This is a genomic window from Collinsella sp. AF05-9, assembly GCF_003465595.1.
Taxonomy (GTDB): Bacteria; Actinomycetota; Coriobacteriia; order Coriobacteriales; family Coriobacteriaceae; genus Collinsella.
Map to the genome: position 1 here is coordinate 1 of NZ_QSBB01000020.1, position 13,897 is coordinate 13,897.

Genomic DNA, 13,897 nt, shown 5'->3' on the forward strand with positions numbered 1-13,897 from the left:
TCACCAAGCACAACCTCAAGTACCGCCGCTACTACCACCAGTTCGACTACTAAGAGCTGGTCGCAGGTCCGATATCTTGGCTGGTTGATATCTCGACCCTACACAAGGGCGTCCGCATTTGCGCGGGCGCCCTTTTTGCGTTGCTGTCGGCGCAGGGTGTCTTCGGCGGAAAGTTCATCCCGGGCTTGCGGCTCGGAGTGGGACGCGCTTTCCTGCTGGGCTGGGGGAATCGCCAGATTGAGCTGAGGGCCCGCCCCTATGTTTCTAAATGAATACGCTGTGAGCCGAGGGAGACGAATTTCCCCGCAAGCACTCTAGTATGCTAAAGTACCCAGAAGACCGGCGGAGCTATGCCGGTCTTCTGTTCTATGCGAAGCACAGCATGAGGAGGCTCACCAGATGACGGCCACACCGTGGGGATTCCGGGACATATTGCCCGAGGAGGCTCAGGCACGCGAGGAGATCGCATGTACGGTGAAGGGCTGCTTTAGGGAGCATCATTACCTGCCGGTTGAGACGCCGCTGCTCGAGGACAAGGGTTCGCTCGAGGAAGGTGGCCGCATTGCGGACACGCCGTTTAAGCTCTTTGACGATGATGGGCGTTTGCTGGTGGTCCGTCCCGACAACACGTTGCCGATCGTGCGCTTGGTTTCGACCCGCATGCGCGCGGCCGACCTGCCCCTGCGCCTGCGCTACGAGGCGCCGGTGGTTCGCGAGTGCCAGCGCAATGCCGGCGGCTCGCGTCAGTTTACGCAGCTGGGCTTTGAGCTCATCGGTGCGGGCGACGCCGCGGGCGATGTCGAGATTGTCTCGCTGGTAGCCGAGGCCGTGCGCAAGCTGGCGTTGCCCGATGCGCGCATTATCGCAGGTAGCGTGCGTCCTTTTAAGGAGCTGCTCGCGGCGTGCGAGGATCGCGAGCTGGCTGCCGAGGCCCTGCGCTGCGTGCACGCCAATGACTTTGTGGGCCTCGATGCCCGCGTGGCGGCAAGCGCCGAGCCCGAGGCCGTCAAGGCCGCCATTAGCGAGCTGCCGCGCTTGCACGGCGGTGCCGAGATACTCGACCGTGTGGATGCGCTGCTGGAAGCTGCCGGTATCGTCGCGCCGCTGACGCGCGAGCTGCGTGCCCTGGTCGAGGGCCTGGCTCCCGAGGACGCCCAGGTGCTGTCCTTCGACTTCTCCATCATGAACTCTTTTTATTACTACACGGGCCTGGTCTTTAAGGCCTATGCCGGTGGCCTGCCCGATCCGGTGGGTTCGGGCGGTCGCTACGACTCCATCTTTACCGGCGCGTTCGGCGATGGCATCGAGGTACCGGCGGCGGGATTTGCCTTTTCGCTCGAGCGTCTGGAGGCCGCGCACACTTCGGCTGAGGACGCCGCTTCCGATGGCGACCACGCCGTGGGCCGTGGCGCCGAGGGTCCGCTGCGTATCGCCGTGCCCAAGGGCTCGCTCAAGGCCGATACCCTCGACGTGCTTGAGGCTGCGGGCCTGGACGTCTCCGAGCTGCGTGACCCCGGCCGTCACCTGATCGTTCGCGGCCGCGACACGCGTGCCGGCGAGGGCGCAGTCGGCGATATCGAGTTTGTCATCGTGCGTCCCAGCGATGCGCCTGCCTTTGTGGGCTGCGGTGGTGCCGATTGTGGCATCTGCGGCTGGGACTCGCTCATCGAGGCAGACCTCAACCTGCTGCAGCTGGTCGACCTGGGCTATGGCCTGTGCACCTTTATCGAGGCGGAGCCCGCGTGGCGCGCCGGCCAGGCCGAGCGCAACTATGCTCGCCGCGGTTCGCTTCGCGTGGCAACCAAGTACCCGCGCATCGCGAGTGCCTGGTATGCCGAGCGCGGCGTGAACGCCGACATTGTTTCGCTGCACGGCAACATCGAGCTGGGTCCCATTGTCGGTATGACCGATCGCATCGTGGATATCACCGCCACGGGCGCCACGCTGCGCGACAACGACCTGGTCATCACCGGCCGCATTATGGACTGCACGGCCCGCTTCTTCGTCAACCCGGGTGCCGCGCGCCTGGATCCGCGCGTTCGCAACCTGGCCGATCGCCTGGCGGCTGCCGTGAAGGACAAGCATTTTGAGCCCGTCGCGGGCTCGGCACAATAGCGCGAGCGCGCACGGGCGCCCTAACGTCCGGGCCGCGGGTCGATTGGCGACGCCGCCCGGCTTCTCGTTTTCCAAACGCAACCTCGATCGATAGGGGATACCGATATGAAGACCATCAAGCTTGCTCCCGGTGAGCGCCTCGTTACCAATCAGCTCAACCGCAAGGGCGTGCTGCCGCAAAACATCGTCGACGCCGCCCGCGATATCGTGGCCAACGTGCGTGCCAACGGCGATGCTGCGGTGCGCGATTACTGCCAGCGTTTTGACGGTGTCGAGCTGCAAAGCTTTCGTCTGCCGCAAGAGCAGATCGATGCTGCGCTCGAAGGCCTCGACCCGGCCTTTGTCGCCGCGCTCGAGAAGGCTGCGCGCCAGATCCGTGAGTTTCACCAGCGCGAGGTCGAGCAGAGCTGGTTTACCACGCGCCCGGACGGCACGATGCTCGGCGTTAAGGTGACCCCGCTTGCCGCGGCCGGCATCTACGTGCCGGGCGGTCGCGCGCAGTATCCCTCCACCGTGCTCATGAACGCTATCCCTGCCAAGGTGGCCGGCGTCAAGCGCGTGGTCATGGTGACGCCGCCACAAAAGGACGGCCTGATCAGCCCCTACACGCTCGCCGCGGCCAAGCTTGGCGGCGTGGACGAGATCTATATGGTGGGCGGCGCCCAGGCCGTGGCCGCGCTGGCGTACGGTACCGAGACCATTCCGCGCGTCGACAAGATCACCGGCCCGGGCAACGCCTTTGTCGCCGCGGCCAAGCAGATTGTCTCGGGCGACGTGGGCATCGACATGGTCGCCGGCCCCTCCGAGGTCTGCGTGCTGGCCGATGCCACGGCCAAGCCCATGGTGGTCGCGGCCGACCTGATGGCCCAGGCCGAGCACGATCCGCTTGCCGCCTGCTATCTGGTGACCTGCGACGAGCAGTTTGCGCGTGAGGTTGAGGCAGGTATCGACATTCTGGTGGCGCAGTCGCCGCGTGCCGAGATTACGCGCGCCTCGCTCGACAACGAGGGCACCATCGTGGTGGCCGCCGATATGGCTGCCGCCGTCGAGGCCGTGAACACCGTGGCGCCCGAGCACCTGGAGCTGCACTGCAAGGATGCAATGGGCCTGCTTGGCGGCATTCGCAACGCCGGCGCCATCTTTGTGGGCGCTTGGAGCTCCGAGCCGCTCGGCGATTACGTTGCCGGCCCCAACCACACGCTGCCGACCGGCGGCACGGCCGTGTTCTCCAACCCGCTTTCGGTGGAGGAGTTCGTTAAGCGCTCGAGTGTCATTTGCTATACACCCGAGGGCCTGCTCTCCGATGCTCCTGCCACGCAGCGTCTAGCCGAGGCCGAGGGTCTGTGGGCACACGCGCTTTCCGCCGCACTGCGCCGCCGCGTGTTGGAGCAGGGCGAGGATGCCGTGAGCGCCGAGTCGATCGCCGCGGCCGACCTGACCAAGGTTGCCTGGCCGGGCGACGCCGTGGCGACGGTTGCCGAGGGCGTGGACCTGGCGGCTGCGGGCGCGGATGGCGCCGGCGCGACTGGCAAGGAGGCCTGATATGGCCGAGCTCACGCCCCGTATGAAGGAGCTCGTCCAGCCCCACTTGGCCGGCATTGAGCCCTACGATCCCAACTTTACGCCCACGCGCATCAACCTTTCGGCCAACGAGAACACCTATCCCATGCCGGCTGGCGTGCGCGAGGCGGTCGACGCCGCCCTGGCTGCCACGCCGCTCAACCGTTATCCCGATCCCATGTCCAACGATCTGCGCGACGAGCTGGCCGCTTGGCATGGTGTGGCGCGCGAGAATGTCTGCGTGGGCAACGGCGGCGACGAGCTGCTCTATAACTACCTGCTGGCGTTTGGCGGCGCGGGGCGGACCCTGCTTAACTGCCCGCCATGCTTTAGCGAGTATGCGTTCTTTGCGTCGCTCTGCCAGACCGAGGTGAGCGACGTGTGGCGCGATCCGGTGACCTTTGAGCTCGACCAGGCTGCCGTGCTTGCGGCAGCGCCCGAGTGCAACCTGGCGATTGTGACCTCGCCCAACAATCCTACGGGCGACGTGGCGCCGCTCGACTTTATCGCGGCCCTGTGCGATGCCTGCCCCGGCATGGTGATGGTCGACGAGGCCTACGTGGAGTTTGCCGACGATTCGTTTGGCGCGGCCACCACGGCGCAAGGGCTTATCGCCGAGCATCCTAACCTGGTGATTTTGCATACGCTGTCCAAGGCGTTTGGCGCCGCCGGCACGCGTCTGGGCTACGTGATCGCGGCCCTCGAGGTCATCGACGTGTTCGCGGCGATTCGCCAGATCTATTCAGTCAACGTGCTGAGCCAGGCCGCGGCGCTTGCCTGCGTGCGTGCCCGCGATGCGTATGCGCCTGTGGTGGCGCAAGTTGCATCCGAGCGCGAACGCGAGTTGTGCGCCCTGCGTGCAATGACTGCCGAGGGCATGCCCGTGGAGGCGTGGCCGAGCGCAGCGAACTTTGTGCTTGTGCGCACGCCGCACGCCACGCGCGTGCGCGAGCGTCTGCGCGATGGGTATTCGATTTTGGTGCGTGACTTTAGCTACGCGCCGGGGCTTGCGGACTGTCTGCGCATTACCGTGGGTACCCCGCAGGAAAACGACGAGGTGCTGGCAGCGTTTGCCGCGCTGGTGAAGGAGGAGATGTAGATGGGCCGTTATGTCGAGGTGACCCGCAAGACGGGCGAGACCGACATTGTCGTTAGGCTCGATCTGGACGGATCCGGCGTGTGCGATATCTCGACCGGCGTGCCGTTTTTCGACCACATGCTCAACGCTTTTGGCCGTCATGGTCTGTTCGATCTGACGGTACATGCGGTGGGCGACGTGGAGGTCGACGCGCACCACACCGTCGAGGACACGGGCATTGTGCTGGGCGAGGCGTTTTGCCAGGCACTGGGTGACAAGGCGGGCATTACGCGCTTTGCCGATGCGGCGATTGCCATGGACGAGACGCTCGTGATGGCCGCCGTTGATATCTCGGGTCGCGGGCAGGCCTATTGCGATCTACCCGTGCCGACCGAGCGCGTGGGCACCTTTGATACCGAGCTGGCCGTCGAGTTCTTCTACGCCTTCGCGCGCGACGCCAAGCTCACGCTGCATGTGCGCGAACTGGCGGGCGGTAACTCGCATCACATTATCGAGGCCGCCTTTAAGGCCGTGGGCCGCACGATGCGCCACGCCTGCGAGCTCGATCCCCGCGTGCAGGGCATCCCCAGCACCAAGGGCTCGCTGTAACCGCTACAAAGGTAAAACCACTACGAAGGTGCCTGTCCCCTTTGTGGTGGTTTTTGGACAAGACGAGGAGGAGGGGTCGCGTGGGCGAACCGAAGATCGTGGTGGTCGACTACCACAAGGGCAACTTGTCGAGCGTCGTGCGCGGGCTTGCGCGCGCCGGTGCCGCCGCCTGTACATCGGATGATCCGGAGCAGATCCGCGATGCCGACGGCCTGGTCATCCCGGGCGTGGGCGCGTTCTATGACGCGATCGCCTTTATGCGCCAGAGCGGCGAGGCGGACGCGGTGCTCGGTGCCGTTGTCGCCGGAACTCCGCTGCTCGGCATCTGCCTGGGTCTTCAGCTCTTTTTTGAGCGCGGCAACGAGGGCGTGCCTGCGGACGAGGGCGTGGCCGCGGATGGCGGCACCCCCGAGCAGGCTGGCGGCCCCTGGGTCGATGGCCTGGGCATCATGCGCGGTTCGTGTACGCGCTTGGAATCGAGTCGTCTGAAGGTGCCGCACGTGGGCTGGGACCAGGTGCACATGACGCCCGCCGGTGCTGCCGACCCGCTGCTCGCCGGTTTTGCCGAGGGCGCCAACATGTACTTCACCCACAGCTACGCGGTGACCGACGACGCCGATGCCGCTGATGTTTTGGCGCGCACACACTACACGCGGAGCTTCCCGTGCATCGTGCGTCGCGGCAACGTGTGGGGCTGCCAGTTCCATCCCGAGAAATCCTCCGCGCTTGGTCAGCGCGTCCTTAAGAACTTCGTCAACATCGTCGAGGAGGCCGGCCGATGATCCTGTTTCCTGCAATCGATTTGATCGGCGGCAAGGTCGTGCGCCTGGAGCGCGGCGACCGGAGCCGCTGCAAGGTATATTCCGACGACCCCGTGGCCGTTGCTCGCTCCTTTGCCGAGCAGGGTGCGAGCTGGGTGCACGTCGTCGACCTGTCCGCTGCCTTTGGCGAGGACGAGGACGCGTGCGCTGCCAACTCGGCGGCGATCGAGGCCATCTGCGGCGTCGACGGTCTGTCGGTGGACGTGGGCGGCGGCGTTCGCTCGCTCGCGCGCATCGACGAGCTGGCCGGCTACGGCGCGCGTCGCATCGCACTGGGCACCGTGCTGGTGACTGAGCCGGGTTTTGCCGAGGTGGCGGCCCAAGGCTTTGGCGAGCTGCTGGTGGCAGATATTGCCGCCCGTGACGGCCAGGTCAAGGTGAACGGTTGGCGCGACGGTGCGGGCGTGGCGCTCGACGATGCCGTGGCGCAGCTCACGGAGCTGGGCTTTAAACATCTGGTGTATACCGATATCGCGCGCGACGGTATGCAGACGGGCATCGACGTGGCAGCATATCGCCACGTGGCCGAGGTCGCGGGCTTTCCCGTTGTGGCGTCGGGCGGCATCTCGACGCTCGACGATATCCGTGCGCTCGCCGCAGTGGGCGAGGGCGCTATTGAGGGCGCCATCACCGGTCGCGCGCTCTACGAGGGCAACTTTACGCTGGTACAGGCGTTGGCCGCCGCGCGAGGGGAGGAGTAGCCCATGCTTACCAAACGCGTCATTCCCTGCCTGGACGTTAAGGACGGCCGCGTGGTCAAGGGCGTCAACTTTGTGAGCCTGCGCGATGCGGGCGATCCGGTGGAGCTTGCCCGTGCCTACGATCGCGAAGGTGCGGACGAGGTCGTGTTCCTGGACATCACTGCCACGAGCGACAACCGTGCGACGACCATCGAGATGGCGGCGCATGCGGCCGAGGAGCTCGCCATTCCCTACGCCGTGGGCGGTGGCTTTCGCGACCTTGCGGGCATGCGAACGATGGTGGCGGCCGGTGCCGACAAGGTATCGCTCAACTCTGCCGCTGTGCGCGACCCATCGCTGATCAGCCAAGCTGCCGCGGCGTTTGGCAGCCAGGCCGTGGTCGTGGCGATCGATGCCAAGCGCGTCGGCCTGCCTGGGCAGCCGGATGCCGACAAGTGGGAGGTCTTTACCGCGGGAGGCCGCAATGCCACGGGTATCGACGCGGTGGCGTGGGCCGAGGAGGCGGCTCGCCGCGGCGCCGGCGAGATCTTGCTGACCAGCATGGACCGCGACGGCACCAAGGCCGGCTTTGACCTGGCGCTCACCCGCGCCGTGGCGCGTGCGGTGCCGATTCCCGTCATCGCGAGCGGTGGCGTGGGCACGCTCGAGCATTTTGCCGAGGGCGTGATCGAGGGCGAAGCCGACGCCGTACTGGCGGCCAGCGTCTTTCACTTTGGAACTTTCAGCATTCGCGAAGTCAAAGAATATATGGCCTCTCAAGGCATCCCTGTCAGGTTGGACTTCTAGCGCTGCGGCTTGCTCAGGCGCCCGACCTTCCGGCTCCAACCCTCCTCGCGTACTTTAAGTACGCGTCGTCGGGCTTGTCGCTCGGAATCTCGGGCACCTGGACAACCCTCGCCGACCTGCGAAGTTTGAATTTGGGGAGAGAAATGGAAGAGATAACCGATCCTTCAAAACTTACGTACGACGCCCGCGGGCTGATTCCTTGCGTGGTTCAGCAGCATGACACCGGTGAGGTGCTTATGGTTGCTTGGATGAACGAGGAATCGGTGGGGCTGACGCTCAAGACCGGGACCACGTGGTTTTGGAGTCGCAGCCGTCAGGAGCTCTGGAACAAGGGCGCGACGAGTGGCAACATGCAAGAGGTCAAGGAGCTCTGGGCCGACTGCGATAGCGATACGCTGCTGGTCAAGGTAGACTCGCCGGGCCCGGCCTGCCATACCGGCAACCGTACCTGCTTCTTTAAGCGCGTGGAAGGGGGAGTGTGATGAAAGTCGTGACGCCGTTCGAGGTCGCCGACTGCAACACCGAGCTCCTCCGCGCGGGCGTGCCATGCCGCGTGCACCTGACTGATGCCTGCGGGGCGCAGTCGCTTTGGCTCGAGGCCGAGAAGGAAAGGCTCAATGAGGCCCATGCCGTCATCGTCGAGTTCTTTGAGAAAAAGGACGCAAAGCCTCGGTTCGATGAGACCGGTACCTACTTTACGCTGCAGTAACGAGAGGAAATAACCATGGGAGTCAGAACAGCTAACGTGCAGCCGGGAAATATCGGCGAGACGCTGACGGGGCTGGCCGAGGTGATTCACGGTCGTCGCGATGCGTCGCCACAGGAGAGCTATACCGCTCGCCTGCTGACCGATGTCGAGGACGAGCTGCTCAAGAAGCTTGCCGAGGAGGCGAGCGAGGTGATCATGGCCTGCAAGGATAACGATCACGATCACATCCGCTACGAGGCCGGCGACCTGATCTACCACCTGCTCGTGACGCTCGAGCGCTACGGCATCACCCTCGACGAACTGGCCGGCGAACTCAACGCCCGCCGCCACTAGTCATTGGGGACGTTCTTAAACGACTAGTTAGGCGAGGGGCGTGGATTCCCATTCGCCGGTGGGGTGGGGGATATCGAAGGCCCGGTAGCCGCAGTCGTAGGCGTGGGCCTGGGCCTCGCGGATGTTCCAGCAGATGTCGCAGGCGCGGTGCGCGTCCGAGCCAAAGGTGATGGGCACCTCGGCATGGGCGAAGCGGCGCAACAGCCCGGTCGCGGGGTAGTAATCGTCGAGCCCCTTGCGCGGTGCGGCGGTCGAGACCTCGACACGGCGACCCGTATCGTGCGCGCACTCGGCCATCTGCCCCCAAAACGGCGCGGGGTCAAAGTCGGGTGCAAAGCCGTCCTTCGAAAAGCGCATGACCAGGTCGGGATGGGCCATCGCGTCAAAGTTGAGTGAGCTTTCGCAAGCACGGCACCAGTCATCGACGTAGCACTCCCACACGCCGCGCACGCCTAAGTTTTCCCAAACATGCAGGTTGGTATCGTCGTCGATCCAACCGCAAAGGGAATCGGGTGTATCGGGGCGCGCGATGTCCTCTGTCCCTGCCGTGCCCGCGGCGCCTGCCGCAATATCGCCCGGGTTGCCAATCCAGTGCACGCTGCCCAGACGTACGACGGCGCCCTGGGACCAGTGCTCTACCAAGGGCTCGCAGCCCTCGTACCAATCGCATTCAAAACCGTAGATAAAGGTGAGCTCCGGCGCAATCTGCGCGGCGAGTTTGCGGGCGTCCTCAAAGGACAAACGATGTGCCGGCAAGTCGCCCTCGACGACCTGCACCTCGCAGTTAGCATCCATACTGGCGGGCAGGGTAAGGTGGTCGGTCGAGACCATGACGCGGCAGCCGGCGGCAGCAGCGGCACGGACGTTGTCCTCGAACGAGGCGTGCCCGTCCGAGAACGAGGTATGAGTATGGCAATCGACCAGCGGGCAGGCGGGCATGGCGACTCCTTTGCATTTGGTGAATCCGCTCCATTGTAATGGCGCGACCCCTGGCGCGCCGGGCACGCCGGGGGTCGAAATCGATTGGAAAGGCTGCGCGGCGCGCGGTGCGGCCTCGCTCTAAAATGTGTACGTCAGCCTCCAAAAGCTGCAAAAAATGACATGTTTGGAGGCTGACGTACACGTTTGAGACGAGGGCGAGGGGCGGGGCAGCGCGTGCCGGCGCCGGCGACTACTTGCTTCGTGTCGCCGCTCGTTTGGACTGCACGGTTATAATCGCGTGCCTCACGGCGGTGATGGGGCGATAGCGGATCATACGCGGTCCCGACCAGCGCATGACCTCGCGGATCTTCTCGCGCATGGCAGGCCGGTAACAATGCGAAGGACAGGCCGAGCAAAATGTCTTGGTGCCCATGTGCGGGCAGTGCTCAATGCGCGCGATGGCGTATTTCTGCAGCTCGGCGCATTCGGGGCAGAGCGTAATGGTCCGAAGGCCGAGCTTCACGCGCACGGACTCATCGTCGCCAGCCTGTTCGACCGCATGCCCGCCTCCATGATGCCCGCGGCACCACAGCGCGATCATCTGCGACACCATTTGGGCCTCGCGCTCACGTTTGCGTGCCAGCTCCGGTGTGTCGACCGGGCGCGCCATTAGCTCAGCCTCCCGTGCTCGACCGAAAGCGAGAAATCGGCAAACGCGCAGGTGCTGGCACGGTGGCTTACGAGCACAATGGTCTTGCCGCGGCGCTTGAGCTCGTCAACGGCCTGCATTACGGCTGCCTCGTTGAGAGCGTCAAGTGCGCTGGTGGGCTCGTCGAGCAAGATGAAAGGCGCGTCGTTGAGGAAGATGCGCGCAAGGCCGATGCGCTGGCGCTCGCCGCCCGAAAGCGAGTCGCCCAGCTCGGCAACGGGCGTGTCGAGACCCTGCGGCAGGCGGTCGATGAGGGCGGTAAGCGAAGCGGAGCGGCAAGCGTCGAGCAGCTCGGCATCGGTGGCGCTGGCGTGCGCAACCAGCAGATTCTCGCGTACGGTGCCGCAGAACAGATGTGTGTCCTGGGTCATATAGGCCTCGTGGCTGCGTAGGCTCGCCGTGTTGATGTGGCGGGCATCGACGCCGCTTACCGTGATGGTGCCAGCTGCGGGGTCCCAAAAACGCATGAGCAGCTTAAGCAGCGTCGACTTGCCCGAGCCCGAGCGCCCCATGATGCAGGTCATGGTACCGGGCGCAAAGGTGCAGGTCACGTCGTCGAGGATGAGACTCGCAGCGGTGTCGTTCGCGATCTGCTCCGTGGCGCCCGCACCGCCCGCGTCCACGCCGCCCGCATAACTAAAGCTCACATGCTCGGCTGCGGCGCCGGCAAACTCAACGTCCTGTCCGTCGGCGACCTCGGCGCACTGGGGCCGCTCGTCGAGCAAATCGAGCACGCGTGCGCCCGAGGCGAGCGTCTCCTGCAGTGAGGCGCCCAGGCGGCTCACGGCCATCACCGAGCCAAACGACGACACAAAGGTAAAGACGGCGACAAACGCTGCGGCAAAGTCAATCGTTCCCGCAGCCACCAGCTGCAGCGCACGCCCGAGCATCACCAGATTAGCCACAAGAATAAGCGCATCGGCTACGGCCTCGCTGACCGCCTGGCGGCGCTTGAGGCGCGCGTCCACGGCGCCGACTTGCTCGGTCAGCTTGCCCAGGGCACGGCTGCGATCGGTGCCACCGGCAAACTGGATGGTCTCGCCCGCGCCGCGCAGACTGTCGAGTACAAAGGCGCCCAGCTTACCGGCGCCCTCGCGGCTCTGGCGGCCGGTGGTGCCGCATGCCTTGGCCGAGGTCAGGGGCAGCAGCACGCCCAGGCACAGATAGCTCGCCAGCGCAATGCCCGCGAGCTGGGGACTTACAGAAAACAAAAAGGCCTCGAACACGATGGTGCAGACCAGGGCGATGGCGATGGGCGAGATGGTGTGCGCGTAGAAGACCTCGAGCAGCTCGATATCCGAGGTGACCAGGCTCACGAGCTCGCCCTTGCCGCGGCCCTCGAGCTTGGCGGGGGCGAGCTGGCGCAGGGCGCCAAACACCAGGTCGCGAATGTGCGCGAGCAGACGGAATGCGATGTAATGGTTGCAGAGCTGCTCGCCGTAGTGGAGCGGCCCGCGTGCGATGCCGCAGGCGGCACAGGCCGCGCATGCTGCGATCAGACCAAGCCCCAAGGCGTTGCGGCCCAGCGCGGCCATAAGGCCGAGGGCGCCAAAGGCCGGCACGAACGCGGCGGTGAGCATGCCAATGCTGCCCAGCGCGACGGCTAGCACAAGCCAGCCGGCAAGCGGTCGGACGAGCCCCATCATGCGCCACATGATGGACGGCGCCGAGTGACGGGCGCGGCCGGAGTCAGGCGCCGCGGTAGCGGAAGACGAGCCGGCACCGTTGAGGCCATCGGTACAGGCAGTACTGCCGCCAACAGCCTCAACCGCGCCGGCATCCTCGGCATCATCCTCCGCATAAGCATATGCCGAGAGCTGCTCCTGGCTGTTCCACATGCGCGCATAGACGCCCGCGGTGGCCAAAAGCTCGCCGTGAGTCCCGCGTTCGGCAATACGGCCACGCTCCAGCACCAGAATCTGGTCGGCGTCCACGATTGTCGACAGGCGATGCGCCACCACGATTACGGTGTGCTCGCCGGCGAGTGATGCAATGACCTCGCCGATTGCGGCTTCGCTTGCGGCGTCCACATTGCTCGTCGCCTCGTCAAACACATAGATGGGCGAGTCGTGCAGCAGGGCGCGGGCCATGCACACGCGCTGGCGCTGGCCGCCCGAAAGGTTGGTGCCGCCCTCGTTAATCACCATGTCGAGCCCGCCGTCGGCCTGCACAAAGGCCGCCACGCGCGTGCGGCCGAGCGCGCGCAAAAGCTCGGCGTCGGTGGCGTTGGGCTGGGCGAGCAGCAGGTTGTCGCGCAGGGTGCCGGTAAACAGGTAGCCGTTGGTGGGCACCAGCGTGACGGCGCGCATGAGTGAGGCGGCCGTGGCATCGCACAGCTCGACGCCGCCGATGCGAACGCTGCCACGGTAGGCACCCTTGCGGCCCGCGATAATCCCCGCGAGCGTGGACTTGCCGCCGCCGCTTTCGCCCACGAGTGCCACGAGCGAGCCGTGCGCAATGGTCGCGCTGGCGCTGTCCAGCACTGTGCGGTCGCCGTATGCATAGCTCACGCCCGCGAGCTCGATATCGCCGCGACCGTCAAGCTCAACATCGCCGCGCTCGGGCTCGGGCGTATCCAAAATGCCAAACATGCGGCGCGAGGCGGCCATGCCGTTCATGGCCGTGTGGAACAGCGATCCCAGGCGGCGCATAGGCAAAAAGAACTCCTGCGACAGAAAGACGATGAGGAAGGCAGCCTCAAAGCCAATCTTGCCCGTGGCGAGCTGCAGCGTGGCTACGATAATGCCGAGCGCGGCGCCCATATAGACGACCAGGTCCATAACGCAAATGGAGCGCAGCTGCATCACCAGCAGGCGCATGGTCGCTGTGCGGAAACGCTCGGACTCGGCGTTGATGCGCTTGTGCCAGTCGCGGTCGGCCTGATACACCTTAAGGGTGGTAAGACCCTGAACGGCCTCCAGGAACATGCCGCCCAGATCGACGTAGCTGCCCCAATACTCGGAACCGATCTTTTTTGCGTTGCGCATGACCATCATGATGGAGATGGGGATGACCGGGACGCATACGAGCAGCAGCGCGGCGGGAAGTCCCGCTTGGCCTACGAGCAGCACGAACAGCGTGATGGGTGCCAGGCCGGCAAAAAAGAGCTGCGGCAGATAGCCGCCAAAGTATACCTGGAGTTGCGTGGCGCCCTCCACGCTGGTTTGCACGGCCTCGGCGGTGGGGACGGTTTCGGTATAGGACGGGCCGAGCGCAGTGAGCTTGTCGTAGACGAGCGAACGCACGCGGCGGACGGCTTTGAAGGCGGCCTTGTCACCGGAACGCTGCGCCAGATAGATGGCGGCGGCGCGCACGATGATGGCGCCGGCGAGCGGCAAGGCCGCCTGTGCGAGGGCATCGACGGCGAGCGCGGCGGAAAGACCGTCCGTGACGATGCCGCCCAAGATGCGCGCAAGCACCCACATCACCGTGATGTTTGCCATGAGCGCGATCCATTTAAACAGGACGCTCGCCACAATGTAGGGCGTTGCCTGCGGAACCAGGGAGAAGAGCCGCTTCTCGAACATGAAACCTCCGATGCCGTAACGGTGTCGG

Annotated in this window: 13 protein-coding genes; 10 read left to right on the forward strand and 3 right to left on the reverse strand. The window is 65.2% G+C overall.

The window, feature by feature from the left end:
- Positions 1-399 precede the first annotated feature (399 nt).
- The 10 genes from hisG (at position 400) to hisE (ending at position 8,712) form a co-directional block, all read left to right on the forward strand.
- On the forward strand, positions 400-2,115 hold the full coding sequence (gene hisG / locus DWV43_RS06765; protein WP_117817589.1) for an ATP phosphoribosyltransferase: 1,716 nt from the start codon (positions 400-402) through the stop codon (positions 2,113-2,115).
- Positions 2,116-2,220: 105 nt separating this feature from the next.
- Entirely contained in the window at positions 2,221-3,657 is a 1,437-nt protein-coding gene (gene hisD, locus DWV43_RS06770) for a histidinol dehydrogenase (protein ID WP_117817587.1), read from the forward strand.
- Position 3,658: 1 nt separating this feature from the next.
- Positions 3,659-4,774: a histidinol-phosphate transaminase gene (gene hisC / locus DWV43_RS06775; protein WP_199569396.1), complete on the forward strand. Its 1,116-nt coding sequence runs from the start codon at positions 3,659-3,661 to the stop codon at positions 4,772-4,774.
- On the forward strand, positions 4,775-5,362 hold the full coding sequence (gene hisB / locus DWV43_RS06780; RefSeq protein ID WP_117817583.1) for an imidazoleglycerol-phosphate dehydratase HisB: 588 nt from the start codon (positions 4,775-4,777) through the stop codon (positions 5,360-5,362).
- Positions 5,363-5,442: 80 nt separating this feature from the next.
- Entirely contained in the window at positions 5,443-6,144 is a 702-nt protein-coding gene (gene hisH / locus DWV43_RS06785) for an imidazole glycerol phosphate synthase subunit HisH (RefSeq protein ID WP_117817581.1), read from the forward strand.
- Entirely contained in the window at positions 6,141-6,884 is a 744-nt protein-coding gene (locus DWV43_RS06790; protein WP_117817579.1) for a HisA/HisF-related TIM barrel protein, read from the forward strand. Before hisH ends, DWV43_RS06790 begins: the two co-directional genes overlap by 4 nt.
- 3 nt (positions 6,885-6,887) lie before the next feature.
- On the forward strand, positions 6,888-7,670 hold the full coding sequence (hisF, locus tag DWV43_RS06795) for an imidazole glycerol phosphate synthase subunit HisF (protein WP_117817577.1): 783 nt from the start codon (positions 6,888-6,890) through the stop codon (positions 7,668-7,670).
- A gap of 143 nt (positions 7,671-7,813) precedes the next feature.
- A complete protein-coding gene (gene hisI / locus DWV43_RS06800) occupies positions 7,814-8,152 on the forward strand; it encodes a phosphoribosyl-AMP cyclohydrolase (protein ID WP_117817575.1) in 339 nt (112 codons plus the stop codon).
- Complete coding sequence (locus tag DWV43_RS06805) at positions 8,152-8,379, forward strand: hypothetical protein (protein WP_117817573.1); 228 nt, start codon at positions 8,152-8,154, stop codon at positions 8,377-8,379. The genes hisI and DWV43_RS06805 overlap by 1 nt, the downstream gene beginning before the upstream one ends.
- 15 nt (positions 8,380-8,394) lie before the next feature.
- A complete protein-coding gene (gene hisE, locus DWV43_RS06810) occupies positions 8,395-8,712 on the forward strand; it encodes a phosphoribosyl-ATP diphosphatase (RefSeq protein ID WP_117583614.1) in 318 nt (105 codons plus the stop codon).
- Positions 8,713-8,739: 27 nt separating this feature from the next.
- Here the strand turns inward: hisE and DWV43_RS06815 are convergent, their stop codons facing one another.
- The 3 genes from DWV43_RS06815 to DWV43_RS06825 all read right to left on the reverse strand — a co-directional run bounded on the left by DWV43_RS06815 (position 8,740) and on the right by DWV43_RS06825 (position 13,869).
- A complete protein-coding gene (locus tag DWV43_RS06815; RefSeq protein ID WP_117817571.1) occupies positions 8,740-9,651 on the reverse strand; it encodes a PHP domain-containing protein in 912 nt (303 codons plus the stop codon).
- 232 nt (positions 9,652-9,883) lie between these two features.
- The gene (locus DWV43_RS06820) at positions 9,884-10,303 is read right to left on the reverse strand and encodes a nitrous oxide-stimulated promoter family protein (protein ID WP_117817569.1); all 420 of its coding nucleotides are present in this window, start codon (positions 10,301-10,303) and stop codon (positions 9,884-9,886) included.
- Entirely contained in the window at positions 10,303-13,869 is a 3,567-nt protein-coding gene (locus tag DWV43_RS06825) for an ATP-binding cassette domain-containing protein (protein WP_117817567.1), read from the reverse strand. Before DWV43_RS06825 ends, DWV43_RS06820 begins: the two co-directional genes overlap by 1 nt.
- Between the last annotated feature and the right edge of the window lie 28 nt (positions 13,870-13,897).

Excerpts from the sequence above, each read along its gene's own strand:
- hisF (WP_117817577.1), top strand. The coding sequence starts at position 6,888 with ATGCTTACCAAACGCGTCATTCCCTGCCTGGACGTTAAGGACGGCCGC.
- DWV43_RS06790 (WP_117817579.1), top strand. The coding sequence starts at position 6,141 with ATGATCCTGTTTCCTGCAATCGATTTGATCGGCGGCAAGGTCGTGCGC.
- hisC (WP_199569396.1), top strand. The coding sequence starts at position 3,659 with ATGGCCGAGCTCACGCCCCGTATGAAGGAGCTCGTCCAGCCCCACTTG.
- hisB (WP_117817583.1), top strand. The coding sequence starts at position 4,775 with ATGGGCCGTTATGTCGAGGTGACCCGCAAGACGGGCGAGACCGACATT.
- DWV43_RS06815 (WP_117817571.1), bottom strand. The coding sequence starts at position 9,651 with ATGCCCGCCTGCCCGCTGGTCGATTGCCATACTCATACCTCGTTCTCG.
- hisE (WP_117583614.1), top strand. The coding sequence starts at position 8,395 with ATGGGAGTCAGAACAGCTAACGTGCAGCCGGGAAATATCGGCGAGACG.
- hisI (WP_117817575.1), top strand. The coding sequence starts at position 7,814 with ATGGAAGAGATAACCGATCCTTCAAAACTTACGTACGACGCCCGCGGG.
- hisG (WP_117817589.1), top strand. The coding sequence starts at position 400 with ATGACGGCCACACCGTGGGGATTCCGGGACATATTGCCCGAGGAGGCT.
- hisD (WP_117817587.1), top strand. The coding sequence starts at position 2,221 with ATGAAGACCATCAAGCTTGCTCCCGGTGAGCGCCTCGTTACCAATCAG.
- DWV43_RS06805 (WP_117817573.1), top strand. The coding sequence starts at position 8,152 with ATGAAAGTCGTGACGCCGTTCGAGGTCGCCGACTGCAACACCGAGCTC.
- DWV43_RS06820 (WP_117817569.1), bottom strand. The coding sequence starts at position 10,303 with ATGGCGCGCCCGGTCGACACACCGGAGCTGGCACGCAAACGTGAGCGC.
- DWV43_RS06825 (WP_117817567.1), bottom strand. The coding sequence starts at position 13,869 with ATGTTCGAGAAGCGGCTCTTCTCCCTGGTTCCGCAGGCAACGCCCTAC.